This window comes from Flintibacter sp. SJQ-8 (genome assembly GCF_054108085.1).
The window spans coordinates 192882-218444 of sequence record NZ_JBPJWR010000016.1; the positions used below are offsets into that span (position 1 = coordinate 192882).

Below are 25563 nucleotides of genomic sequence, written 5' to 3' on the forward strand. Positions count from 1 at the left end.
CATGTCCCGCTTCCGGGGCTGGATCCAGGCGGGTGCAACGCTGCTGACCAACCTGCACCTGCCGAACTTCCTCAAAGGAGGCCTGTATCAGGGCGCAGGGAAAACCGCCTGCGTGCCGGGGCTGAACTGCTACTCCTGCCCAGCGGCCTCCGGTGCCTGTCCCATCGGGGCGTTTCAGGCAGTGGTGGGCTCGTCCAAGTTCAGCTTCTCCTATTATATCACAGGTTTCCTCATTTTGCTGGGAGTCCTGCTGGGACGCTTCATCTGCGGTTTTCTGTGCCCCTTTGGCTGGTTTCAGGAACTGCTGCACAAAATCCCCACGAAGAAGCTCTCCACAAAGAAACTCAAACCCCTGACCTATCTCAAGTACGCCATTCTGTTGGTGATGGTCTTCTTGCTGCCGGCGTTCTTTGTGAACGATGTAGGTATGGGCGACCCGTTCTTCTGTAAATACCTCTGCCCACAGGGCGTGCTGGAGGGAGCCATCCCGCTGTCCCTTGCCAATTCCGGCATCCGGGCGGCGCTGGGCAAGCTGTTTACATGGAAATTCAGCATCCTGCTGTCGGTGATCGTGCTGAGCGTGGTATTCTACCGTCCCTTCTGCAAGTGGCTCTGTCCGCTGGGGGCGTTTTACGCGCTGTTCAACCGGGTGTCCCTCTTCCAGATGAAGGTGGACAAGAGTAAGTGCGTCTCCTGTGGAAAATGTGCCAGAGCCTGCAAGATGGATGTGGATGTGACGAAAACGCCCAACCACACCGAGTGCATCCGCTGCGGAATGTGCGTCCGCGCCTGTCCGACGGGAGCCGTGAGCTTCCGCTACGGCTTCGGCAACGGGAAAGAAACACCAAAGAAAACAACGATGGAGGAATCAAAATGAACATGAAGAGAATTTTTGCACTGGCTTTTGCCGTGCTGATGGTGCTGGCCTTGGCGGCCTGCGGCACGAAGAACAATGACAAGATGGGCGACATGAGCGGCAACGGCTCCGCCATGACCGGCGAGCCGAAAACCGCCGAGGAGGCGCTCACCCTGCACAAGGAACTGCTGGAGCGGGAGAACGCGATCCTGTCGGAAAATACCGAGCTGTGGGAAAAGGTCTTTATGGAGGCCGACAAGGGCATGGCCATGGTCGAGGACGGGAAAAACTATGGTGATTTCCTGCTGGATACCGTCGAGACCGCGAAAGAGCAGTTCACCGACAAGGAGTATGAGTGGCTGAAGGAGTCAGCCACGGAGATCAGCAATATTGAAAACAAGCTGACCGAGTTGGAAGAGAAGTATCCCGAGATCATGCAGAAATCCATGGACGGCGATATGAGCATGCCTGCGGGCAGCGACACGAGCAACCCTCCCGATGACGGCAGTATGCAGAAATTCCCCGCCTTTGAGGGGAAAGACCTGGACGGCAACGCGGTGAAGAGCGACGAGCTGTTCTCCGGCAACGCCGTCACCGTGGTGAATTTCTGGTTCACCACCTGCAATCCCTGCGTGGGTGAGCTTTCCGAGCTGGACGCACTGAACAAGGAACTCGCGGAGAAGGGCGGCGCACTTATCGGTGTCAACACCTTCACATTGGACGGCGACGAGGCAGCGATTTCCGAGGCGAAGGACGTGCTGGCCAAGAAGGGCGCCACCTATCAGAATGTGTATTTCGATTCCGACGGCGAGGCGGGAAAGTTCACTACAAACATTTTTGCCTACCCCACCACTTATGTGGTTGACCGCAACGGCAATATTGTGGGCGACCCCATCGTAGGCGCCATCACGGAAAAGAAGCAGGCGGAGACGCTGCAAAAGCTCATCGACCAGGCTCTTGCCGCCGATATGGGCTGACAAACGAATTTATCATCTCAGAATGGAGGGAAACACCGTGTATCGGAGAGTATTGCCGCTTCTGCTCACTGCGCTACTGCTGCTGAGCGGCTGCACTGCCGGGCAGAAAAATATGTCGCAGAAAACGGACGAGAAGGAAAGGACCGGACAGCCCTCTGATATGTCCGGTGAAGGAAGCATGTATATGGATACCACGGAAAATGTCATCTATCTGGCGGGCGGCTGCTTTTGGGGCATGGAACAGCTGATGCAGTCCATCCCCGGCGTCATCGATGCCGAGAGCGGCTATGCCAACGGCACCTGCGAGACGGACGCCGATTATAAGACCGTCTGCAAGGGCGAGACCGGCTTTCGAGAGACCGTGCGGGTGGAGTATGACCCCGGACAGGTGAGTCTCGACGCCCTGCTGCTGGCCTACTTCTATGTGATCGACCCCACGGTGGAGAACCGGCAGGGCAACGACCGGGGCAGCCAGTATCAGACCGGTGTCTATTACACCAACGAAAGTGCGAAGGAAACGGTGGAGCGAATCGCGGAGATCGAGCGGGGACGCAGTGAAAAGTTCTTCGTGGAGATCGGCCCACTCAAGAACTACTACCCCGCCGAGGAGTACCACCAAGACTATCTGGAGAAGAATCCAAACGGCTACTGCCATATTCCAAAAGCGGAGATGGAGCTGTTCTCCAGGCTGCGCATCGATCCGGGTGACTATCAGAAGCCCGCGGCGGAATCCATCCGGGACAAGCTGACGGCAGAGCAGTACCGTGTTACGCAGGAGAGCGGCACGGAGCGCGCTTTCACAGGCGAGTTCTGGGATAAGTTTGAAAAGGGCATCTATGTGGATGTCGTCACCGGCGAGCCGCTCTTTTCCTCCACGGATAAGTACGAAAGCGGCTGCGGCTGGCCGGCTTTCACAAAGCCCATTGAAGAGCCTGCTGTGGTGGAACTGGAGGACCTGAGCCACGGCATGCGCCGCACAGAGGTCAGAAGCCGTGCCGGAGATTCTCACCTTGGTCATGTGTTCACCGGCGATCCGGAGTCCCCCAATGGCGTGCGCTACTGCATCAACAGTGCGGCCCTGCGCTTCGTCCCATACGAGAGGATGGAGGCCGAGGGCTACGGGTACCTGCTGTACCTGTTTGAAAAATAGGACGTAGGCGGTCGGCAGTTCTCATGCAAGGAACTTATCAGCACATCACAGCATATCGGACTGCCAAGCGACAGTCCGATATGCTGTGAACGAATTTTTTGACACGCTCAAGAGGCCGGTTTCAAAAAAGGAGAAGCACCATGTATCTTTTTCAAATAAGCAACTACGATGATCCCGCTGTGGACAGAGAAACCGCGGAACTGCTGCACCGGCATTTGGAAGCTGAGAGCCGGCGGCGCTGCCCCGCTATGTGGAATGCGATAGACCGCATCAGAACTCACGCTGCGAAAGGCCCGAAAGGCCCGGCGCGCGAAAAGCGGAAGGTGCGCTACCGCATTTATGGCGTGTTCCTGCTGGCGCTGGGCCTTTTGACGCTGATTCTCGGCTTGATGCCGCCAAGAACCACCGATGTAATCATTGTGGGCGGAGCCGTTATCATTGCGGGCCTGCTGGAGTTTGCCCTTGCTCGCGGAAGAACGCCGCCGCGCATACCGGCGTCCTGCAAAAAGGAGGCGCAGAAAGCGCTGGAGCTGCGGCGCACCGTTGATTGGGAAAAGCTCAAAACCGCCATCCGCTTCGAGGATGCCGGCATAACGATCTGCACGGAGGAGAACGAAGAACATCTCTCTTATACACGGATAAAGAGCGCCTTTGAATCATTGCATCTGTGGCTTGTGGTCTGCGACGATGAATGCGCGCTGCTGCTTCAGAAAAAGGACCTGAGGTCCGGGAACGCAGACAGCTTCCTCTCTGACATCATTTCAAAAATGAACACAGGAACAGATGCATCCGGCTGAACGCGGCAGCTATGTGACGTTACCAGCCCGTTTGTCCCAGTGGACTTCAACTATGGTCCAGCTATCGACGGAAGCATACAATTGAGCGATTACCAGAAGGATGATCGGAGGCAGATGAATAAGCGAGGGATAGCCTTTATAGTGGTAGATATCAGGACTGTTGTCAGCAAAATGTAGGATGCAAGAGGCCAATCGGCAGGCAACAAACATGGGAGTTGAAGCAGCATTTTATATCCGCCTAAGAAAGATCCAGTAGGCATTCGGCCACTGAGAACACACCATCTGATACCTCCCCCTGTTCAGAGCTTCTGAACAGCCATCCATGTCGAAAGCGGAGAGACTGCGATACAGCAATCTCTCCGCTTTTCTGTCGTGATCTCCTGCTTTGAGCGGAGAGGCCGAACCTGCACGACAATGAAAAAACATGGCTCCAAGCCGGGACAGGCGGTTCTTATGAGGTATCCTCACATCTGCGGCACTGTCGACGCTGTCCAAAGGCGGCCCACACTCATCCCTCTAAGTACGGGCATCGGATGCCCTGACTTTTTGCGGTCTTTTGAGGATATGCCTCCCCCGCCCACCACCACTAACCTCGAATATCCTTATGCCCACAGCGGTGTCGCTGTGGGCTTTTTTGCGCCCTTTGGGCAGCCTCGCTGCCGTAGCCCTCCTGTGTTCTGAAATTTACATCCAACAGATTTCAGAATATGGAGGAACCAAAAATGTATGACAGACGGAGCATCTACGCACTGAACAAGAAAAATCCAGACGCCATTGTACTTCCAGACGCCGATGGAAATCTGATCTGCCTGACCTGCGCTGATTTCACCGATGAAGCAGAGTTTCGCCGTTGGAAGAGGTGGTCGGACCAGGACTTTCACGCAGAGGACAAAAACGATGTGGAGGAAAGCGACCACACCACATCTATGGACATGGTTCCGGAAGCCGCCCTTGCTGTTCCCAATGAGGATGCTTTGGCAGAGGAAAGGCAGGTCAGAGAAGATCAGGTTCGTTGTGCGGAGGCGGCGGTTTCTGGGATCAGAAGCATACTGACTGGGGCACAGTTTTACAGACTCCGGCAGTATTGCATCGAAGGGAAAACAGAGAGCGAAATCGCTGAAGCAAAAGGCGTCACACAGCAGAAGGTAGGCAGAGCCTACAAGATCCCGAAGGTATGTGTAATCGAGTACCTGATGGGTGAGGATATGTGTCGCATCAATTTATCATGAGCCGAATTGGCAGATCGTTCAGAAAACAAGAGGTCGTTTGCCGAAAAGCGTAGAAAAGTCGAGTGGTATTTCTCCACTTGGAATATAGCTATTCCCAAAGTGTTGTGGTATGTTTGGGATGTCAATGGCGGGCAATACGACTACCTGTTATAGAATAGGAGGACATTATGATAACAGGCTGCCTGCAGCAAAAAAACGGTTTTTACTATGCGGTTCTTTACCTGAAGGTCAATGGCCGCCGCAGATGTAAATGGGTACCCATGCGACTTCCCGTCGAGGGAACCAGCGCACGCAAAGCCCAGAAAGCGTTTGATGAAATCCGGCTCCAGTATGAGCGGGAGGAAGAAGAACGGCTGGAACGAGAGGCAAAAGCAAAGGAGCTTGCCAGAGAATACGCATCCCGATGCCTTGCTCCCGTTTACCGAGTACATGGAAAAGTGGCTTCAATCGACCCGCAGCTCACTTGCAACGGCGACCTACCAAAGCTACTCTAATATGATTAAAGCAAGAATCCGGCCATACTTCACGCCGCTGGGACTCCAGTTTCGGGAAGTGACCCCACAGCACAATTGAGGAATTCTACCAGAGCATTCTGGCGGACGACTGCACGACAAACACGGTCATTCATTATCACGCAATCATCCGAAAGGCACTTCAGACAGCGGTTAAGAAGGATATCCTGCTCAAGAATCCTGCCGACAAGGTAGACCGTCCCAAGAAGAATGTGTTCCACGGTAGCTTCTACAGCGAGGAAGAGATGCTTACCCTGTTCGACGCAGTGTCTGGTGACCCGCTGGAATTGTGCGTAAAAATTGCTGCCTACTATGGCTTGCGGCGAAGCGAAGTTCTCGGACTGCGGTGGAGCGCCATCGACATGGAACACAAGACAATCTCCATCAGTCACAAGGTCATCGAAGCAGAGGTGGATGGAAAGTTCGTTCCGATGGGCGAGGATGTCCTGAAAACCAAATCCAGCTTCCGAACACTACCTCTGATTCCAGCAGTAGGAATCATCCTGCTGGAGGAGAAAGAGAAGCAGGAGATGTACCGGAGACTCTTCAAAAAAAGTTACTGCCGGGACTATCTCGACTACTCGGCACAGGAGGCTTCGGCAAACGCCATGAACGGGATGTTCAACCGCCCTGAAAAAGAGGAACAGCTGGCATAAATAAAAACCTGCAGTGGAATCACCACTGCAGGCTCTGGCGGAGATGGAGGGATTCGAACCCCCGGACGGTTTGACCCGTCAACTGATTTCGAGTCATTTCCCCCTTGTGATTTTTGGTGGAAATTAAGCGAAGATGGAAGTACACAACGGAAGCCCAAAAGCTGCGGTATACTGCGGATTTTGGCTTCCGTTTTTCGTTTTTATTTGAACCCACAGGGCTTTCCGAGTTCTTCCCATTTTTGCCCCGAATTATGACCGGAGGATAGAACAAGGATAGAACTGGACGCCAGATTGGGGGTATTCACACCCATACCATTTCACGAAAATGCAAATCACCATTTTGATTAGACAACTTGATCTTATTTGAACCCACTTCAAAATCCAATATTTTACACGCCAGTGAAGTACCTCACCTACCAATGACAGATGAACAAGAAAGTGAGTGCTGCACATGGATTTGACTAAGTATTACCCCGACATCGTCGCAAAGTATCCCGCCTATGTAACCAAACGGGAACTATGCGAGATCTGCCACATCTGTCCCAAGACCGCCTACAATTTGGAGCAACAAGGTGAGATTCCCTACACTATTGAGCAAAACCACCTGATCCGTAGCCACAAAATCAAGCTGACGGACATTCTTGCCTATCTCTATCGGCGTGAGTGCAGACAGGAAGCAGACAGTCCCTATATCTGTGCTATGAGAACATTCTATGACGAACACCTCTCTCCCTACTCAGACCTACTTTCCGTAAAGGATATTCAGCAGATCACAGGCTTTTCGTCCTCGGCAATCGTGCGGTGGATCAGCACAGGGATTCTGAAGGCTTTCCAGCCTGGAAAGCAGTACACCGTCCCAAAGGATTTTATGCTGGACTTTCTGATAAGCCCATATTACCGCCGTATCCGCCGAAAGACCCCTCTCCAAAAGGAATTGATGGATACATTTGAGCGTCTGTGGCAGGAAAAAGGAGGCGAGTAATGTGGCACAGGTATCCAAGTATCGCTATTTGCTGAATCAGTACCCAGAAACAGTCCAAAAAGAGCAATTCCGCATTATCTGTCATATCAGCAAACGCACAGCTCGTTATCTGCTGCAATCCGGCCTGGTTCCCTGCGTACAGAGTGGGAAAAAGACCCGGAATTACACCATAAAGATGAAAGACATAGTTCGCTACCTTGAGCGCAGGGAAATCCACCCCGAAAAATACAAACTTCCCCCCGGCTCATATAGCGGGACATACGCAGTCAAGCCCCTGCTTCCCGAATCTGTGACAACGGAGGAACTGCGAAAATACTACATAGAGAGTTTCCGGGATATTCCCGACATAGTTTCCACGAGAGAGGCCGCGGAATTAACAGGCGCCACGGCATCTACGGTCGCAAAATGGATCAGAACGAAAAAGCTAAAAGCTCTTTCACATGGTCCGGCATTTATCATCCCGAAGGTCAATCTGATCGACTTTATGGCCAGTGACGCATACTTGAACAAACGCTTGAAATCACAAAAATTCCACGAAAATATAGGAGGTTTTCTATCATGGAAAGCGGGAAAATAATTGTTGTAGCCAACCAGAAAGGTGGGGTAGCCAAGACCAGCACGGTCCGAAATCTGTCCTATGCGCTGGCCGAGATGGGCAAGAAGGTCTTGGTAGTTGACTTTGACCCCCAGTATAACCTCACCACCAGTTTCGGTGTCCTGCCGACCCAGGCGCCCTATAATACCGGGACTCTTATCACCAATCTGCTTCTGGACGAATCTCTGCCGGATACCAACGAGTTCATCCAGAAAATCGGCTCTGTGGACTTGATCCCTTCCAGCCGATCTCTCACCGTTGCGGAGGCAAATCTGCTGATGACGCCGGACAGCAATGATTACCTGGCCGCTCTGCTGAACCCTCTGCGGCTGTCCTACGATTACATTATCGTGGACACCAACCCCTCTCTTGGCTCGTTGACCATCAACGCTTTAACGGCTGCCGACGAGGTAATCATCCCGATTGACCCGGAACTGTTCGCTCTGACCGGTTTGCAGGCGTTGGTGGACACCATCAAGAAAATCAAGCGGAAATTAAATCCCAGCATTGAGATCGGCGGTATCCTGTTCACCAAATGCAACAAGCGGACGAACCTGTATCGCCGTACATACGGTCAGGTCACAAAGGCGTTTCAATCGCTCCCCATCTTCAACTGTCAGATTCCCTACACGGTCAAGGTGGGGAATGCAAACAGCTACGGAATGAGCGTCATGGAGCTGGAGCAGGCAAACCCCGCCTCTCTTGCCTATCTGGAACTTGCAAAGGAGGTGCTGGCAAATGCCTAAAATCAATCCGCGCATCAAGTCCATTGACGATCTTCTGGGCTTGGATGCCGCAGAAGAAAGCCCTATTGAACCTACCCCTTCCGTATCCTTGCCGACCAAGAACACCATCATCACCCTTCCCCCGCAGGCCATTCGTGCTTTCCGAGGCCATCCGTTCCGGCTGTATGAGGGCGACCGGCTCAATGATCTGGTAGAAAGCATTTCGGAACATGGGGTCCTGAATCCCGCCATCATCCGCAAGATCGAACGGGATGAAGATGGCTTTGAGTATGAAATGCTGGCCGGTCATAACCGGCAGAACGCCGCAGCTATTGCAAACCGTGAACTTCCCTGTATCGTCAAGGAAAATCTCTCCGATGAAGATGCTTGGATTTATGTGATCGAAACCAATGTCCTGCAACGCTCCTTCTCCGAAATGCTGCCCTCTGAAAAAGCGGCGGTGCTGACTCTGCGCTATTCCAGAATGATCTGTCAGGGGCGCCGGAACGATATTGTCGAGGAGTTGAAACGGCTTGAAAACCCTGATGAAATCAGGGAAAACGGGACTTGTGGCATCGAGTGCCACAAGTCGAAAAGCCGTGATGTTGTGGGCGCAGAATATGACCTGAAAGGCCGTGCTGTTGCAAACTATCTCCGCATCAATGAGTTGATTACTCCGCTGAAAAGGCGAATTGATGATGCCGAGTTCCCGATTGTGGTAGCTGTGCAGCTCTCTTATCTGACCGAGCAGGAACAGCAGATGGTTGACGATGTGCTTTCGGGAAGCGAGTACAAGGTCAATGAGGGAAAGGTTGTCCTGCTGCGGGAATATACCGGAAAGCTGACCCCGGAGCGTACCGAACAGATTTTGTCCGGCGAGTTTAACCGGAAACCAAAGAAATCCACGGCTACGGCGTTCAAGGTCAAACCGGCGATTTACAAGAAATACTTTACCGCCAGCATCAGCCAGAAAGAGTTCGACAGCATTGTGGACGAGGCGCTTGCCCTCTACTTTGCTCAGAAAGGACAGGAGTCCGAGCAAGAGGCCGGATAACCGGCCATAATCACCAATACAGGAAGGAGGTCAGATACCGTTGAGAAATGATGAACGCCTGCGGACGATATATGAAGTCATGGCTCCCTATATCGTCCGAAATGAACACAACTGGCGGGATTATCTGGCATTTGCATCGCAGTTCCATAAGCACAGTTTTGATAACATACTTCTTGTGTACGCACAGGACGAGGATGTTTCGATTCTGGCAACACGAAAGCAATGGGCAGCCATAGGCAGAAATTTGATTCCCCGTGCAAAGGGCGTTGCCGTTTGCGTCTACCGGAATGCCAAACTCACTCTTGACTATCTCTTTGATGTAAGCCAAACTACTGGCAAAGAGATTCATCCTACGGACTGGCAGCTTTCCGATGAAATGAAAAAGGCCCTGACCGAGCGCCTGTCGTATGCACACGGTTTCCCCAAGCAGGATTTTCCCCAAGCGCTGTATGCGATGGCAAGCGAATCTGTCGCAGAGAATTACAACCACTTTTTGCAGGAACTCAAGCAGGAAACCAAAGGCCATTTGTTCACCGAGATCCCGGCCGGTGGTTTTGAAGCCCAATACATCCAGCTTTTGACCGACAGCATTTCTTATTTCATCGGCAAAAAGTGTCACCTGCCGGATGAAGAAATCCAGTTGAGTGACGGCATGGCGACGGTCAGCCATTTTAATACACTCCCGCTGGTTGCACATCTGGGTACGGCAGTAACCGCCCTTTCCAAAGGTATCCTGTTAGAAGTAGAACGGAACATCAAGATTATCAATCGTGAAAGGATGGCACAACATGAGCAAACCGAATATCAATCTGAAATACAGGGAGCAGGACGGGATGATGCTTCCCGATCTGCAAATCTCCAACAGCAGCGAAGCAGATCAACCTCTGGGCAGGTACGGCCGGATGGCCCTGGAATACCTCAGAGAGAATCACCCGGAGCGATTTACGACTTTGAAAATGGATGGCAGTCTGATGGAGATCATGCACCGGGTACAGGACGAGGCGACCGAGAAGATCGAAGCCCTGACGCAGCAAATGCTCCAGCAGGAGCCGCTTCCGCAGACCGAGGACATCATGGAGCGGACGCGACACCTGAACAGTCTGAAACTGATGGCGGAGGAAACCGTACTCCAGAGCGTAGTCCTGATTCCCCGCTGACCGAAGAACAGCCAAATACAGAAGTGGCGCCGAGCGCCGCACCTGTGGGAGAGCCGTCTGAAAAGGACGGCTCTTTTTCTGTTCCTGCGGAACAACCGACACGCCATTTTACCGATGCAGAAGTCCGGCGCAATTATGAGTACATCCTGACTAGCACCAATCTATACCCCCCAGAGCTGCACAGCGCGGTTCGCAGCGTATTGTCAGAACCGCCGCTCAATCCTGACTGGTCAGACAAAGGGCGGCAGATTGCGGCTCTCTTTACTCCCTATGGCGACCGTGAATATCAGGGCGATCTTCTCTATCGTACCCGGTTGCATGGTGAAGATGGCATTTCATTTTTCTTTGATGAGGGCTATACCTACATTCCCTGGAACGGGCTGGCGTTTTTACTGGATGCCATGATCGAGGATGGCGACTATCCCAATCCTGTTGTAGAGGAGCAACCTGACCCCATCGGGGATTATAACATCCCTGATGAAGTTGATGAAATGGGCGGTCCTCACCGGCAAATGACCATCGGAGAAGCGGATTTCGATTATGTCCTGGATTCTGTTGCCTATGAAGCCGGAGAAACCGTAGTGGAACCGGTCAAGCCACCGGCGATTGTTCAAATGGAAAACGACACACCAGCAGCCGGTGACGAGCCTGCATCCGTTCCTGACGAGAATCCCCATGCTATTGTGGAGGCCCCCGAAACAGCTCTCCCCACAGATACAGCGGAGCAGCCTGCACCGCCGCCCGTCAAGGGAAACACGACGGCGCACAAGAATTTCCGCCGCTTTCAAGAGTTGTTCCCGGAGATTGTGTCCGGTCAATATGAGTATCTGCGGCTGGAGGCCGGAGAAGCCTACTACCCTCTGGTCATTCACCATAAATACGGTTCCCATTACTGCATGGAGCATTACTATATGCAGAACGGCGACCGGATGTATGACCCCTATATGGATTTCCAAATCGACAAAGAGGCCGGAACACTTCGGGCTTTCAGCTATGAGAACAGCGGCATTGGTGTCTATAACGAGGCTGATCCCGACGACCCCGCACATGAAAAGAAAATCAATGGATTCAACAAATTCTTTGCCACTTGGCTGAACAACATCCGCAGCCAGGGCTATGAGCCGGTGCGGGCCTCTATGATGGTCAACGATGAAGAAGTCGATGTGGATTTGCGTCCGGCTGCCGAAGCTGTTCCGGTCGTGGAAGAAGAACAGCCGGAGCAGCTCTCGCTTCTGTCCCTGGAAAAGAGTACGGAAGATCTGCTTGTTGAGCGTGTCATGCAGAAAGGTCCCCTTACCGCAGGGAAAAAGGAACAAATCTCCGAGTTTGCCCAGACCCACCCCACCGGATCGGAATTTACTGCTTTCCTAAAAAAGCTATATGGCTATGAAGGGTTCTCCGGTGATGAAATGGGCGTGAAATACGCCATGTTCAATAGTGAAGGTGTCACTATCGAATGGCAGGATAAGCAGAGCGAAACACAGGAAACAAAGCTGTCCTGGGCGCGGGCTGCCGGTGTCGTGCAACGCCTGGTGGATGAAGGCCGCTATCTGGAAACCCCTGTTGTCAGCCAGACGGAGCAGCAGGATGAAGTGCAGCCTTTCAGTGACCAATACCGTCTGTTAGACCGTCTGTGTGCTGACTGCGAGTATTTTCTGGGGGCGGGACAGCGGGCAGAAAAGCATTTGTGGGCAGGCAGCGTGGATGCACAGATTGAGAAAATGCGGGAACTGTATGCCCAACTGCCGGAAAAACCTGATTGGATTTCCCTGGATGTAATCAACGCCTACGCCCGCCGCATGGCAGCCCCGGAGCCGGTAGAAAATACTGCGGAAGCCTCGCCGGAGGAAACGCAGATTTTGGACGAAGCCCTGGACGCCCATCATGGGCAGATTGATATGCTGATGCAGGCGGTCCGAGGTGAGCTGACGGTTGGAACCATCCGGTACAGTATTTTTGAGGGGCGGCCCCATATCAGCATGATTGAAGTCCTGGAGGACTACCGCCGTCAAGGTATCGCAACCCAGATGCTCCGCTATCTGCAAGGGCAATATCCCAATGAGGAAATTGTATGGGGGTATTTAACCGAGGATGGTTCGGCCCTGTACCAAGCTGTGGTGGATGAGCAGCCCAATCCCGACTATCTCCGGGTACAAAATGACCTTGAAGATATTACGCGGGAATTTGACGCTTATGTACGACGCCTGGACGGTGGGGCTATCCTCTCCCCCCAAGAAGCTGCCGACATGGACGATCTGGAGGACACGCAATACCGGCTGGAAAAAGAGTTGGAAGAACTGCGCCCCATTCGCGCCTTTGTGCGAATGGGCGATGGTACAGCAGCAGAGGCGCCCGCAGTTATGGATGAAGCCACCCCCACTGATCTGGCGCCCCTTCGTGAGCCGCCTGCGGCGCCGCAGGTCGCCGCACACAACTTCCGTTTTTCCGAGGACTATGACCTGTATCCAAGTGGGGCAAAGACCAAATATAAAAACAATGTCATGGCGATCAAGCTGCTCAAGCAGATTGAGCTGGAAAAGCGGACAGCGACACCAGAAGAACAAATCATCCTTGCCCGTTATGTCGGTTGGGGTGGGCTTGCCAACGCTTTCTCCAGTACGGCCTCTGGTTGGGAGAACGAATATCAGGAGTTGAAGTCCCTGCTGACTGATGTGGAATACAAGGCGGCCATGAACTCCACCATCACAGCCTACTACACCGAGCCTGACCTGATCCGGCACATTTACCGCGCTCTGGAACGGTTTGGCTTTGAAGGTGGTCCCGACAGAAAAATCCTGGACCCCGGTATGGGAACCGGCAACTTCTATTCTGTGCTGCCGGAGCAATTTCAAGGGAGCAAGTTGTTTGGCGTAGAGTTGGATTCCATTACCGGCAGAATCGCAAAGCAGCTCTACCCTGATGCGGATATTTCCATCATGGGATATGAAGCCACCAAATTTGAGGACAACAGCTTTGATGTGATTCTGGGCAATATCCCGTTCAACTCCGTGAAAATCTATGACCGGCGCTACAATGACCTGAACCCGTACATCCATGACTATTTCTTCATCAAGTCCCTGGACCTTGCAAAACCGGGCGGCATCATTGCCTTTATCACCAGCAAAGGAATTATGGATCGCAAGGACGAGAGCCTTCGAGAATATATCGCGCGGCGGGCAGAGTTCATCGGTGCTATTCGCCTACCCAACACAGCGTTCAAGGCTTTGGCGGGAACCGATGTGACTGCGGATGTCGTTTTCTTGAAAAAGAGAGAGCGACCCATAGAACTTGACCGCACGAATCTTCCGTCCTGGATTGAAACTGACCTGGACCGCAGTAAATGGATCGCCTATAACCGCTATTTCAAAGACAATCCCGAAATGCTCATGGGCGAGATGGTGAGCAGCCGGAATATGTACGGCAACGAAGATGGGACGGCCTGTATTGCCCCGGAAGATTTTGACCTGAACCAGCATCTTACCCAAGCGGTTGATTCCCTGTATGCCCGTTTCACAGCAGAGCCGGATGAAGAAATCGAGGCGGACGAACCGGAAGAAAGCAATGCAGAGTATGAGGACGCACCGGACGGAACCAAGAACTTCACCTATGTTGTGCGGGATGGCGAGATCTTCTTCTGTGAAAGAGATAAGCTGATTCCGCAGCCTTACACCGGCATGAAGGCCAAAAGAATCAAGGGACTGTGTGAGATTCGGACTGCGCTGCTGGAGGTTATCAACATCCAGTCCCATGAGTATGACCCGCTTGATCTTCAGAAAGCGCAGGACACACTCAATCAGGTATATGACCGCTTCGTTGCAAAGTATGGAGCCATCAACAGCAAAGGAAACATCCTCGCTTTTTCTGATGATGACCAATTCCCCCTGCTGCGCTCTATCGAGGATGAGCGGAAAGACAAGACCGGTTGGGATAAATCAGCGATCTTCACCAAAGCCACCATCCGCCCCTTCCGTCAGGTCAATCATGCAGACACCGCCGAGGACGCCCTTCAAATCTGCCTAAATCACAAGCTGCGGGTGGATCTGCCCTATATGTCCTTCCTGACGGGAAAAGAACCGGAAGAATTGGTGCGTGAACTGGATACTCGCATCTATCTCAATCCCCAAAAATACTACGGCAACCCGCTGGAGGGATGGGAACTCGCAGAAGAATATCTCAGTGGTCATGTGCGGGATAAGCTGCTTTACGCACGTCAGAAGGCAGCGGAAGAACCGGAACTCTTTACCCGGAATGTAGAGGCCCTGGAAGAAGTACAGCCGGAGCCGCTGACTCCTGCCGACATCGAAGTGAATATGGGCGCCATCTGGGTTCCCATTGAGTATTATCGCCAATTCATGTATGAAACCTTCCAGACCAGCGGATATGAAAAGGTCATCGAGGGCGGCGACAACCGGAACCGCATTGACATTGAGTATTTTTCCTATACCACGACCTGGCGTGTCACCAATAAAAGCGCAGAACCGGATTCCGTAATGGTCAACCAGACTTTTGGAACCAAGCGGAAAAATGCTTATGAGATTTTTGAGGATTGCCTTAATATGCAGTCCACGACTGTCCGTGACCGGCAGGAATACATCAATGAAAAGGGCAACAAGTCGGTTAAATATGTAATCAACGCACAGGAAACCATGATTGCCCGTGCCAAACAGCAACAGATTCAGGAGGCGTTTGCATCCTGGGTTTGGAAAGAACCGGAGCGCCGGGATACGCTTCTGCGAATCTACAATGACACTTTCAACACGGTTCGTCCCCGTGAGTTTGACGGGAGCCATCTGGTATTCCCCGGCATGAACACGGAGATGAAGCTGCGGAAGCATCAGCTTGATTTTGCTGCCCGTGTCATCTATACCGGGACGGGGCTTGCTGCACATGAGGTAGGCGCCGGAAAGACCGCTGCTTTAATTGCCGCCGGGATGTACCTCAAGAACCTGGGAGCGATCCACAAGGCTGTGTTTGTAGTTCCCAATCCCCTGGTAGGCCAGTGGGCAACAGAGTTCTACCGCTTTTTCCCCAACGCAAACCTTTTGGTATCCACCGCAGAGGATTTTACCCCTAAAAACCGCAACCGCTACATTTCCAAAATCGCCACCGGAGAATATGACGCCGTAATTTTGGCACATAGCCAGTTTGAGAAAATCCCAATCTCCACAGAGCGGCAAATCGCTATGTTGGAACGGCAGATCAACGATATTGAAAATGCTATCTATGAGATCAAAAGCGAAAACGGCGAAAATTGGTCCGTCAAGCAGATGGTCATTTTCCGCAAGAATCTGGATGAACGGCTGAAAAAGCTGTCTGCCGAGGAAAAGAAAGACGATCTGCTGACCTTTGAGCAGCTGGGCGTAGATATGATGATGGTGGACGAGGCGCACTTTTTCAAAAACTGCTTTGTCTTTACAAAGCTGCGAAATGTGGCTGGTATTACAACCTCAAGCAGTCAACGCGCCTTTGATATGCTGCTCAAATGTCAGTATTTGCAGGAAACAAATCAGGGGCGCGGCGTAGTATTTGCGACTGGAACGCCAATCAGCAACTCGATTTCCGAACTGTTCGTCATGCAGCGGTATTTGCAGCCGCAGGAGTTGGAACGCTTTGGCTGGTCCTACTTCGACACCTGGATCGCTCATTTTGCCAAACGAACCTCTGTGCTGGAATTGAAGCCGGAGGGCGGCGGCTATCGGATGCGTGATCGCTTCGTCCGCTTCTACAATCTCCCTGAACTGATGGCGGTCTTTCGTGAGGTCGCTGACATCAAAACAGCGGATATGTTGGATATTCCCGGACTCCCGGCTGTTCGCACTGGTAAAGCGGAGATTGTTTCGGTGGAAGCGACCCCCGCACAGCAGGCAATTATGGCCGATTTTATCATGCGGGCAGAAGCAATCCGAACTGGCCGAGTGAAGCCGGAAGAAGATAATATGCTGAAGCTGACCGGTGAGGCTCGCCTGATGGCGATTGACCCGCGCCTGATTCGACCGGATGCGGATGGTACAGGAAGCAAGTTGAGTGTCTGCATTGAGGATGTTTATCAGGTTTGGAAGGACACCGCCGCCTCTGCTTCCACGCAGCTTGTCTTTTGTGATGTTGGCACTCCCAAAGCCGGGAAATTCAATGTATATAATGAAATAAGAAATGTGCTGCTGGCAAAGGGTGTGCCGGAATCGGAGATAGCCTTTGTTCACGACGCCACTTCTGAAGCACAGCGGCAGGAGCTGTTTGAGCGTACCCGTCAAGGAAAAGTCCGTATCCTGATCGGCAGCACAAGCAAGCTGGGAACCGGCGTGAATGTTCAGAATAAGGTAATCTCCATTGACCATCTGGACTGTCCGTGGAAACCCTCTGACATTACACAGCGAAATGGGCGTGGGGTACGGCAGGGCAACGAAAACCCGGAAATTATGATAAAGCAATTCGTGGCCAAAGGGACATTTGATGCGTATCTCTGGCAGATTCAGGAGCAGAAATTGCGGTATATCACGCAGATTCTTACCGGGAAACACATCGCCCGCTCTTGTGAGGATGTGGATGAAACCGTTCTGTCTGCCGCCCAGTTCAAGGCGGCGGCTACCGATAATCCGATGGTTGCACAGAAGATGGAACTGGAAAACCGGGTCACGGAATTGAAAATCCTGCGGGGTGCGTGGAGTAACGGGCAGCTTTCTTTGGAGCGCAAAATCAGCACTATTTATCCTGGGCAGATAAAGCGGTATGAAAAAGAAATCGACCAGATCGGTGAGGATATTAAACTGCTGAACCAATCGGCCGGCAGCGACTTTTCGATTGTCCTGGATGGCAAACGCTATACAGAACGGTCAGAGGCCGGAGAAGCCTTCGGGCTGCTCTATCGCATGATAAAGGAAGGCGCAAAGGACGATTCGGAAGAATTTGAGATTGGTGCTTATCGCAGTTTCCCGTTGTATCTGTCGGTTGGGTATGTTTCACGATTGGTTTTGAGATATAACCACCACTACACAACGGAGGTTGGAACTTCCGCTTTAGGTGCTATCACCCGCATTGAACACCTTGCCGAACGGATTCCCGGCTATCTTAAAGAGGCCCAGCGTGAGTTAGAGGAAGTGCAAAAACAACTGGCGGTTGCCCAACAACAGGTTGGACAGCCGTTTATTTATGAGGATGAGTTGTCGGAAAAGGTTGCCCAACTCACAGAAATCAATACCAAGTTGGAGTTTGAGTCATTACAGGAAAGCGAGGTGATTTTGGATGAAAACGGACAACGATCTGATGGCGAGGAAGATTGGGATTCTGAAAGAGTTCCTTCCTGCGCTTCTGCCGAAGTATAAGATCATGCTGCTGGAAGCATTCAGCCCCCATGATCTTCTCACGGCGTATATCAAAAACACACTGTCGGGCTACCCCCGTCTGGAAGATCAGAACCTGGACGACCTGACGGTGGAACTGCTGTACCCCACTGACGAGGCGGCGGAACACTGTATCAAAGAGTTCCTTGCTCTGCGCCTGGACGATGACAACGAGCATGAGCTGGAGCAGTGATGTGAGGTGGTGATATATGGGCGAGAAACATTCGGCTGTCGGCTATCTCTTTCGAGAAGGTGCTTTTTTGCCAGCCCAGGAAACAAAGCCGGTCCGCAATGAGTTTGGCCTGGACCTGTTTCAGCATAGAGGCTCCGTTTATGAAGGAAAAACCGGGCTGCAATTCTGTTCTCTCCAGCAGGCGGAGGACTTGGCCGGTTTCGTTGAGAAGCATGGCGGTATTGAAAAAGTACAAAAGCTGATTGCAGACAGTTTGGAGCGCACCGGTCTTTCTCCCCGCTATACCCGACCGGATGAAAAGAAAAAGGACATCTTTCCGCCAAAGGAAAAAGACGAGAACCGGGTTTTTGCCAAAGACCTGATGGGCAACAAGCACTACTACTACCGCTTCTACAACGAAAATGGCATTGAACTCTACACAATGGAGAAGAAACGGGAGTTCTTCCAAACGGTTTATATTCCATGTGACGGGTTTATGGTGGGCATTGACCAGCGGCACCGACTTGAAGAAGTTCTGAAATGGCTGCCCACGCTGGAGCATGGCATCCGGGGTGAGATCGAGAGGGTTTTCAATCAGAGTATGGAAGCCTCGGACCGGTGGGCTGATTTGGGATTTGCAAATCTGCTTGGACGGTATGAAGAAGCAAAAGCCCACAATGCCCCCATTGCTACGGAACGGCAGCGGCAAGCTGATGAAAGGCGGGCGCAGCAAGAAGTCCGTGAACAACAGTTGGCACAAGAACGACAGGCCCGTTACGATTCCGCCATCCGTGAGGCCGAAGGAAATATTATGGCGGGAAAGGAGGTGATAAACCGGGAGATCAACGGCAAATCTCTCATTATGCAGCTTTTTCGTGAGCATGAAATTCCTGTTCCTCTCAAAACACAGGGCTGGATCATCAATTCGCTTCACAGTATCCGGTACGACCCCAAAATTGGAGAATGGAACTACCGCTATTTCAAAGGCAGCCGGAACAGCACCAAAATGTTTGACCTGCTTTCCAAACTGTCCGCTGCGATTCAGACCCGACAGCAGTTTGAAGAACATGGGGCGTCCTCGCCGGACAGCCCTGTATTGGACTGTGAGGAAGAACAGGATATGGAACTGTAAATCTGGTTTTTGAAAGGAGCCAATATGAAAAAAGCAATTTTGAGCGTATCCGCTGCCGCCGCCATGATTGGCGGCCTTTTCTATTTTGGCTGGTATCGCAGCCGCCACGGCGCCAACTAAGCAAATCGACCTGTCTGGAGGGAGGTGAAGCGATATGCCGATGACAGCGACAATGGCGCCCTACACCCTTTTCATACTGGATGATGATACCCCTCTGAACCCTCGTGAGGATCACGACTGCCTGGGAAAAATGGTCTGCTGGCATAGCAGATACAGCCTGGGCGAGAAGCACGATTATGATGAGCCAAGCGATTTCCTGCGGAGCCTGCTGTTCTCTGAATACTCCAGCGGCCACAACCGTAACAATCCGGTTTTCGCGTTCCTCAAATCCGGCAAGGCAAAGGATGCCCGCCTGGAATACAACCGCTCCACACGGGAGTGGGAATTGCGTGAGAATCAGCACTGGAGTTCAGACAGCGATTGGTATGTGTCCTCCAGCTATGCCGCCTCGTTGAAAGATGAAGTCCCGGACTGGTTTTTGGATGATTGCCTTTCTGCCCTCTCCACCGGCGAACTGTTTTCGCTGGTAGAACAAATGGATGGCATGGTGATTCTTCCTCTTTACCTGTACGATCACAGCGGGATCACCATGAACACCTGCGGCTTTTCTTGCCCGTGGGATTCCGGTCAGGTTGGCTGGATCTACGCGGATAAAGCGATGATCGAGCAGGAACATGGGAAAATCACTCCTGAAATATTGGAGAAGGTTCGTCAAACGCTGGAAGCCGAAGTCAAGGAGTACGACTACTACCTGACCAACCAGTGCTATGGATTCCAGCTTTTCAAGGAAGATGTGGAGGTGGATAGCTGCTGGGGATTCCTGGGGGAAATCCGGGATGTTCAGGATGCTGTAAAGGAGTATCTGCCGGAGGACTGCAACCCGGCAATCGTTGAATCGCTCCAATTTCAGTATGAGGAACCGGACATCGACGAGTATTTGGAGCGATTGCAGGAAGAAACGGAGGGATTAGACTGTGAGCCTGGATAACGCGGCAAATGTTTTCATTCTGTATGGTTGCTCCTTGAGTAAGGAGCGAAGTTCCATGAGAATCGTGGCCGCCACTACGGATGAAGAAATGCTGCATACCATCATCGGCTCCCAAATCCTCGGCGGCACAATGGACTACCGGGGCTTCAGCAATATGAAGGGCTTTGAACAGTTCCGGGCGGCCTGCCGTACCGGTGATGTTCAGTATAGCAATCTGGACTATGGCTTTGTGGAGCAGACGGAAAATCTGATGCTCCCGGACTGTGCAAAGGAGCCGCAGCTTGAGAAAGCATATCGGCTGCTGAACCTGTCCGACCATGAGTTCAATGCCATCCGCAATGGTTCTCTGGAGAGCCTGGGCGAAGATCGCGCCCGTTTGATTCTGGATAAGGCGCTGTCCTGGGCAGCACAGAACTATGCCGGATGGGACTTATATCGCCATTTGAGAGATGAACTCGGCATGAGCAACGAGGAAATCGGAAAAACCGGATTTGACCTGGATGAGTTCTATGAGGACGAAGCGGCGGACTCTGCGGAGTACGAAGTGGAGGCTGACTATGGCGAAGAACTTTAATCCTGCTGCTCTGCCGGAACATTGCTATGCGGTTCTTCCCGGCTCCGGGCAGCTCATAGAGGTCAGGCGCGGCGAAAAGGGCTACTATCCCTGTGCCTACTCCACCGGCGACCGTGAGTATAACAAGGTTCTGGCAAATCAGTTCAATGCCCATGAGGGCATATCAAAGGCACAGGCGGCAGCTATGCTGGCCGGGTCTATGTTTGGCTGGAATGTTCCTGCTGCCGATCCTGCCTGTTACAATGCAGAGGGCATCCCGATCCAACCGGGAGAAAAGAAAGCGCCCACCAGATCGCCGGAATATCAGTACGAGCAGGCAAAGCTCATTCGGTAGAACTACCAGCCTGGAACCAAGGTTGTTCTGGATGAAAAGATGGAAGATCCCTACCGTGAAATGCCTGCGGGACTGACCGGCATCGTAGATTCCGTTGACGATCTGGGGCAAATTCATTGCCATTGGGAGAATGGTTCTTCGCTGGCGCTTATTCCGGGCGTTGACCATTTTCATCAGGATATGACTCAGGAGCCTGTGATTGAGAGCAGCGAAGAACAGGAGCCTGATTTGGAATTGTGAGGTGATGTGATATGAGCAGAAGCGCCGCTGCGTATCAGAAATTTACCGAGGATGAGATTCGGAAAGCAAACAGCGTGGATATTCTGTCCCTGGCCCGTGGCTATGGATATGAGCCGGAAAAGGCAGGCCGCAAAGCTGTCCACATGAAGCACAGCGGCGGGCTTTACATCTTCCCCGAAAACAATCGCTTTTTCCAATGGACGGGTCCTGATGATGGAGTCAAAGGCGGCGCCATTGATTTTGTCATGCGGGAAGAAAACCTGTCCTTCCCCGAAGCGGTGGGCAAGCTGATCGGCAAGGAGTTCTCTCCATCCGTAAAGCAGGTGGTTCCCTATGAGAAAAAAGAACGGGAGCCGCTGGTGCTGCCCGAAAAGGCAGACAACATGAAGCGGGCCTATTGGTATCTGGTTTCTGTCCGAGGTATCAGCCCCAAAATCGTAAGCCACTTTATGAATCGGAAGATGATTTATCAGGAAAAGAAGTATGGCAACTGCGTGTTTGTAGGCTACGATGCGGAAGGAACCGCCCGGTACTGCTCCATGCGGGCGGCCAGAGATAACAGCTCCTTCAAAATGGATGCGACCGGCTCAGATAAAAGCTACCCCTTCTTCCACGAGGGCAAAACCGATCTGCTGATTGTCACCGAGGCGCCCATCGACCTGATGAGCCATGCTTCTATTGCCGCTGACTTTTATGGGCGTGACTGGATGCAAGATCACCGTATCTCTACCGGTTGCCTTTGGAATGGAGCCATTGACCGTTATCTGGAAGGCCATCCGCAGATCAAGCGGCTGGTGTTTGCAGTGGACAATGACTATCTGGCCCGTGACAAGAATGGGCAACTGCGAAATTGGGGGCAGCTTACAGCGGCAAAATGGATGAAGGCATACACCGAAAAGGGATATGCCTGCGCGGTTCATGTGCCACATTTGAATGACTTTAACACCGACCTGGTGGAAATGCGGAAGGGGCGTTCTGTGGAGGATTTAGACCGTCAGCGTATGGCGGAGCTGGAAACCGCATTTGAACAGAGCGCCGAGGAAGAACCGGAACAAGGTATGGAGGTGTAAAATTGGCAAAAATCAAAACCTTTGAATTGGATCGCTGGAGTGAGCCGGATGAAAAGCGGCGTGTCCGGCACATCGGCATGGCCGACGCAAAAGAAACCTTTGACAGACTGCAAACGCACCTGGAACTGAAAGGTCTGCTCCCGGATGAGTATTTCCTGTTCTCCGATGAACTGACGGGCGAGCTGCCTGAATTTGACCAGGCGCTCTGTATTCCCAATTTTGGGGCCAGCGAAGGTATCTATCTGGACATTTCCCTGGCCTGCCGCGACAAAGATGGCAAGCGCTATTTTCAAAACTTTGCTACCGGCAAGACATTGGGAGAAACTGCGGACGACTATTACAGGATGTTCCGCATTGCTGCCGAATGTTCCCTGATGCTCAATGGCCGTGGAAATACCTATGAACAGAAAAAAGTGGACATCGTTCTGACCGAACAAGAGGCGGAAGCCGTGGGGACTGTGGTGGATATGGAACTCTGCGGCCACCATCCGCCGGAGGCCGAGGCAATTTTGAACTCTGCGCTGGAGAAGATCGACCGGATTGCCTTTGCAAAAGTCCAGACCATCACCTGTCACGGGAAAGACGATTACTCTCTCTGGTCTGCGGAGATCCCCAAAGATATGCTGCACTCCATCCTACACGAAGCCTGCGAACGGGTTGGAACCCTGGATGAACTGATGGACGCAATGAACCCGAAGGACGGGTATGAAATGCGGCTGTTCATTCAGACACCGGGACGGCAGTTTGCGTTCTACCGTATCCCTGAACGGCTCTCCAATCTGGAGGACTACGCCAATGAGGGCTGCTCTGTCCGAGGAACAAAGGACGAAATCATGGCGGAGATTTTTACCGAGTGGGCGCCCGCCCAAGAAGATCTGGAAGATGACTTTGAACTGTGACAGCCCGCACTTTTCTTTTCATCTGTACCTGCCCGCCCCCCTGCGGGGGCGCCCCGCAACCGGAATCCGCAGGCCACGCCCTGCGGTTCTCGGTTAAGGCAGGAATAGCCGTCATACCTGACGGCGGGCTGACAGCTTGAAAGCAGTGCTTTCAACGGGTTTGCGGGTTTTTGAATCGGTATGACTTTCAAGTTCCGGTGTGATTTTTGTCACACCTCTCTTTTCAGCCATTCTACCCGCCGATTCTAACCATTCTAACGCCGAGAATGTGAGAAGTATTGGTTGGGGCCTGTTGTCTGGTACTCACTCATTTGAAAGGAGGATTGATTTGAAGGAATCGCCCATTAAAACAGAGCGCAAGACGCTCCATCTGCCGGAAGATACAGTTCGGGCGCTCAATAAACTGGCAGCCAAGAATGGGACGGACTTTTCCAAAGAAGTGCGCAGGGCGATTGACGAATATCTGGATTTGGAAACCACCGCCGAAAATATTGACATGATAAACGGGGTCATCCGGCAGGAACTCAGCGGGCAGCTCAAAGCCCTGGGAAACCGGTTGGCCGGACTGATAAATCGCCTGACGATCATATCGGCTGCGGGCTATTATGCCAACATTGCCATTATCGCAGACCTCATTGACCAAGATCGCTATTCGTCTTTTGAAAAAATTGAGTCGGCGGCCCGAAAACGGGCATTGGCATTTGCCAATCAGAAAAACGCGGATGCGCTGCGTACTTTCATGGATGACGAGGAAATGCAGAAAGCCATCCATGCCGTACAAGGAGGTTCCCGTGTCGATTCTGATTTATAAGCAGCGCCACCGGCACCCCAACTATAAGAAAACTCCAAAAGGCAACTATGCACATATCGGTTACATTGCAACTCGTCCCGGTGCCGTGAAGAATGAGGGGATGCGCCACGGACTGTTTGGCAAGCTGGAGCCGGGGGTGGTCAAAGAGTTTGACACTTGGCAGGAAGCCGCCCGCCTGGTTCGGGAGCTTTCCTATCGTCGGGTCAATATGTATCGTGGTATTATCTCTTTTTCACCTGAAACGGCCGCCGAATTGGGGCTGTCCGATCACAAAGCGTGGGAGGACTATATCGACCGCCACATTTTGACCCTGGCAAAGTTCAATGGAATCCGGGTGCAGGACTTGCAATGGGTGGCTGCCCACCATAACGAAAAAGGTCATCCCCACATCCATGTGGTGTTCTGGAATAAACATCAGCGAACAATGGTCCCTTTTGTCCATCCAAGCATCCCGGATAAAATCCGAAAACAACTCATTCGAGATACCTTTGCCGAGCGTATCAAAGAGTATTGCGAGGCCAAACAGCGGGCAAAGGAACACCTGTCGGCCATCACAGACGAAATGATTGACGAGTTTGAGAAGTACATGGAGCATCTTCACCCGCAGGAATATCGTCGCCTGCGTGAAGCGTTTGGGCGTATCACGGATGATGAGCTGGGGACTTCCCCCTTGGATAGCGTTGTTGGTGCAATGAAGATTGCCCCCTTTATCTCACGCCTGTTCGCGCTGAAGGAGAAAATGCCGAAAAAGGGGCGACTGTATTACAAATTGCTTCCAGAGGATGTGAAGGCCGAATTAGATGCCTTTGTTGCCTTCTTGAAGGAAAACAACGAGTACATCCGCAATTTGGTACAGGACTATGCAGAGAGCAAGACCCGTCTTGCCATGCTCTATGACACCGACCCGGCGCACATCAAAGAACAGCAGGAAAAGGCTGTGGCGGAGGCCGATAAGCTGATTGCCAATAAAATTCTCGACGTGATCCGCACCATGCTGTGCAAAGACCGTGAGGTCCAGTCTTTTGAATATACAGAGGCCCGGAAAGCCTACTTCACCGAACAGATGATTTGCGAAATTCTAATAGCGCTGGAGCAGGCTGCTATGAGTTTTGACATGGAATACGACGACCGGCAAAAGGCCATGAGTACCGAACTGTCAAAGGCGGCCCGAAAAGAGTGGTATCTGCGGCATAAGGACAAGGGAGTGGAACCATAGCAATCCGCAAATAAATGTATTGTCGAAAAGTTTTGCGATT

23 protein-coding genes are annotated in these 25563 nt (G+C 52.2%); all 23 read left to right on the top strand.

Annotated features, from left to right (window positions below; genetic code table 11):
- The first annotated feature begins 1 nt into the window (after position 1).
- A complete protein-coding gene (locus tag ACSAMP_RS12400; RefSeq protein ID WP_457800982.1) occupies positions 2–877 on the top strand; it encodes a 4Fe-4S binding protein in 876 nt (291 codons plus the stop codon).
- Positions 874–1833 (top strand): TlpA disulfide reductase family protein, encoded by a 960-nt coding sequence (locus ACSAMP_RS12405; protein ID WP_457800669.1) that lies wholly within the window; start codon positions 874–876, stop codon positions 1831–1833. Before ACSAMP_RS12400 ends, ACSAMP_RS12405 begins: the two co-directional genes overlap by 4 nt.
- A gap of 37 nt (positions 1834–1870) precedes the next feature.
- Entirely contained in the window at positions 1871–2983 is a 1113-nt protein-coding gene (msrB, locus tag ACSAMP_RS12410) for a peptide-methionine (R)-S-oxide reductase MsrB (protein WP_457800670.1), read from the top strand.
- Between the two features lie 140 nt (positions 2984–3123).
- The gene (locus ACSAMP_RS12415) at positions 3124–3780 is read left to right on the top strand and encodes a YcxB family protein (RefSeq protein ID WP_457800671.1); all 657 of its coding nucleotides are present in this window, start codon (positions 3124–3126) and stop codon (positions 3778–3780) included.
- A gap of 722 nt (positions 3781–4502) precedes the next feature.
- Positions 4503–5009 (top strand): hypothetical protein, encoded by a 507-nt coding sequence (locus ACSAMP_RS12420; RefSeq protein ID WP_457800672.1) that lies wholly within the window; start codon positions 4503–4505, stop codon positions 5007–5009.
- A gap of 167 nt (positions 5010–5176) precedes the next feature.
- Positions 5177–5503, top strand: a complete 327-nt coding sequence (locus tag ACSAMP_RS12425) for a hypothetical protein (protein WP_457800989.1) — start codon at positions 5177–5179, stop codon at positions 5501–5503.
- On the top strand, positions 5439–5582 hold the full coding sequence (locus tag ACSAMP_RS12430) for a tyrosine-type recombinase/integrase (protein ID WP_457800983.1): 144 nt from the start codon (positions 5439–5441) through the stop codon (positions 5580–5582). Before ACSAMP_RS12425 ends, ACSAMP_RS12430 begins: the two co-directional genes overlap by 65 nt.
- Before the next feature lie 184 nt (positions 5583–5766).
- A complete protein-coding gene (locus ACSAMP_RS12435) occupies positions 5767–6177 on the top strand; it encodes a site-specific integrase (RefSeq protein WP_457800673.1) in 411 nt (136 codons plus the stop codon).
- A gap of 451 nt (positions 6178–6628) precedes the next feature.
- Positions 6629–7159 (top strand): helix-turn-helix domain-containing protein, encoded by a 531-nt coding sequence (locus ACSAMP_RS12440; RefSeq protein WP_025544194.1) that lies wholly within the window; start codon positions 6629–6631, stop codon positions 7157–7159.
- 1 nt (position 7160) lies between these two features.
- The gene (locus tag ACSAMP_RS12445) at positions 7161–7736 is read left to right on the top strand and encodes a helix-turn-helix domain-containing protein (RefSeq protein WP_006354099.1); all 576 of its coding nucleotides are present in this window, start codon (positions 7161–7163) and stop codon (positions 7734–7736) included.
- A complete protein-coding gene (locus ACSAMP_RS12450) occupies positions 7718–8500 on the top strand; it encodes a ParA family protein (protein WP_457800674.1) in 783 nt (260 codons plus the stop codon). The genes ACSAMP_RS12445 and ACSAMP_RS12450 overlap by 19 nt, the downstream gene beginning before the upstream one ends.
- A complete protein-coding gene (locus ACSAMP_RS12455; RefSeq protein WP_457800675.1) occupies positions 8493–9533 on the top strand; it encodes a ParB N-terminal domain-containing protein in 1041 nt (346 codons plus the stop codon). Before ACSAMP_RS12450 ends, ACSAMP_RS12455 begins: the two co-directional genes overlap by 8 nt.
- A 40-nt stretch (positions 9534–9573) precedes the next feature.
- The gene (locus ACSAMP_RS12460) at positions 9574–18009 is read left to right on the top strand and encodes a GNAT family N-acetyltransferase (protein WP_457800676.1); all 8436 of its coding nucleotides are present in this window, start codon (positions 9574–9576) and stop codon (positions 18007–18009) included.
- A 4-nt stretch (positions 18010–18013) separates the two neighbouring features.
- Positions 18014–18220: a hypothetical protein gene (locus ACSAMP_RS12465; protein ID WP_087180008.1), complete on the top strand. Its 207-nt coding sequence runs from the start codon at positions 18014–18016 to the stop codon at positions 18218–18220.
- Between the two features lie 16 nt (positions 18221–18236).
- Positions 18237–19331: a hypothetical protein gene (locus tag ACSAMP_RS12470; protein WP_457800677.1), complete on the top strand. Its 1095-nt coding sequence runs from the start codon at positions 18237–18239 to the stop codon at positions 19329–19331.
- Between the two features lie 154 nt (positions 19332–19485).
- Entirely contained in the window at positions 19486–20379 is an 894-nt protein-coding gene (locus ACSAMP_RS12475) for a hypothetical protein (RefSeq protein ID WP_457800678.1), read from the top strand.
- 55 nt (positions 20380–20434) lie between these two features.
- On the top strand, positions 20435–20953 hold the full coding sequence (locus ACSAMP_RS12480) for a hypothetical protein (RefSeq protein WP_457800679.1): 519 nt from the start codon (positions 20435–20437) through the stop codon (positions 20951–20953).
- Entirely contained in the window at positions 20937–21287 is a 351-nt protein-coding gene (locus ACSAMP_RS12485; protein WP_457800680.1) for a hypothetical protein, read from the top strand. The genes ACSAMP_RS12480 and ACSAMP_RS12485 overlap by 17 nt, the downstream gene beginning before the upstream one ends.
- 39 nt (positions 21288–21326) lie before the next feature.
- Complete coding sequence (locus tag ACSAMP_RS12490; protein WP_242864940.1) at positions 21327–21527, top strand: DUF4314 domain-containing protein; 201 nt, start codon at positions 21327–21329, stop codon at positions 21525–21527.
- Between the two features lie 11 nt (positions 21528–21538).
- The gene (locus tag ACSAMP_RS12495; RefSeq protein ID WP_025544417.1) at positions 21539–22597 is read left to right on the top strand and encodes a DUF3991 domain-containing protein; all 1059 of its coding nucleotides are present in this window, start codon (positions 21539–21541) and stop codon (positions 22595–22597) included.
- A 2-nt stretch (positions 22598–22599) separates the two neighbouring features.
- The gene (locus ACSAMP_RS12500) at positions 22600–23496 is read left to right on the top strand and encodes a hypothetical protein (RefSeq protein WP_055180672.1); all 897 of its coding nucleotides are present in this window, start codon (positions 22600–22602) and stop codon (positions 23494–23496) included.
- Positions 23497–23824: 328 nt separating this feature from the next.
- The gene (locus ACSAMP_RS12505) at positions 23825–24307 is read left to right on the top strand and encodes a ribbon-helix-helix domain-containing protein (RefSeq protein ID WP_006354114.1); all 483 of its coding nucleotides are present in this window, start codon (positions 23825–23827) and stop codon (positions 24305–24307) included.
- Complete coding sequence (mobP3, locus tag ACSAMP_RS12510; protein ID WP_457800681.1) at positions 24288–25523, top strand: MobP3 family relaxase; 1236 nt, start codon at positions 24288–24290, stop codon at positions 25521–25523. Before ACSAMP_RS12505 ends, mobP3 begins: the two co-directional genes overlap by 20 nt.
- Positions 25524–25563 lie beyond the last annotated feature (40 nt).

Excerpts from the sequence above, each read along its gene's own strand:
- ACSAMP_RS12400 (WP_457800982.1), top strand. The coding sequence starts at position 2 with ATGTCCCGCTTCCGGGGCTGGATCCAGGCGGGTGCAACGCTGCTGACC.
- ACSAMP_RS12405 (WP_457800669.1), top strand. The coding sequence starts at position 874 with ATGAACATGAAGAGAATTTTTGCACTGGCTTTTGCCGTGCTGATGGTG.
- ACSAMP_RS12415 (WP_457800671.1), top strand. The coding sequence starts at position 3,124 with ATGTATCTTTTTCAAATAAGCAACTACGATGATCCCGCTGTGGACAGA.
- ACSAMP_RS12420 (WP_457800672.1), top strand. The coding sequence starts at position 4,503 with ATGTATGACAGACGGAGCATCTACGCACTGAACAAGAAAAATCCAGAC.
- ACSAMP_RS12425 (WP_457800989.1), top strand. The coding sequence starts at position 5,177 with ATGATAACAGGCTGCCTGCAGCAAAAAAACGGTTTTTACTATGCGGTT.
- ACSAMP_RS12430 (WP_457800983.1), top strand. The coding sequence starts at position 5,439 with ATGGAAAAGTGGCTTCAATCGACCCGCAGCTCACTTGCAACGGCGACC.
- ACSAMP_RS12435 (WP_457800673.1), top strand. The coding sequence starts at position 5,767 with ATGCTTACCCTGTTCGACGCAGTGTCTGGTGACCCGCTGGAATTGTGC.
- ACSAMP_RS12440 (WP_025544194.1), top strand. The coding sequence starts at position 6,629 with ATGGATTTGACTAAGTATTACCCCGACATCGTCGCAAAGTATCCCGCC.
- ACSAMP_RS12450 (WP_457800674.1), top strand. The coding sequence starts at position 7,718 with ATGGAAAGCGGGAAAATAATTGTTGTAGCCAACCAGAAAGGTGGGGTA.
- ACSAMP_RS12455 (WP_457800675.1), top strand. The coding sequence starts at position 8,493 with ATGCCTAAAATCAATCCGCGCATCAAGTCCATTGACGATCTTCTGGGC.
- ACSAMP_RS12465 (WP_087180008.1), top strand. The coding sequence starts at position 18,014 with ATGCTGCTGGAAGCATTCAGCCCCCATGATCTTCTCACGGCGTATATC.
- ACSAMP_RS12470 (WP_457800677.1), top strand. The coding sequence starts at position 18,237 with ATGGGCGAGAAACATTCGGCTGTCGGCTATCTCTTTCGAGAAGGTGCT.
- ACSAMP_RS12475 (WP_457800678.1), top strand. The coding sequence starts at position 19,486 with ATGCCGATGACAGCGACAATGGCGCCCTACACCCTTTTCATACTGGAT.
- ACSAMP_RS12480 (WP_457800679.1), top strand. The coding sequence starts at position 20,435 with ATGAGAATCGTGGCCGCCACTACGGATGAAGAAATGCTGCATACCATC.
- ACSAMP_RS12485 (WP_457800680.1), top strand. The coding sequence starts at position 20,937 with ATGGCGAAGAACTTTAATCCTGCTGCTCTGCCGGAACATTGCTATGCG.
- ACSAMP_RS12490 (WP_242864940.1), top strand. The coding sequence starts at position 21,327 with ATGGAAGATCCCTACCGTGAAATGCCTGCGGGACTGACCGGCATCGTA.
- ACSAMP_RS12495 (WP_025544417.1), top strand. The coding sequence starts at position 21,539 with ATGAGCAGAAGCGCCGCTGCGTATCAGAAATTTACCGAGGATGAGATT.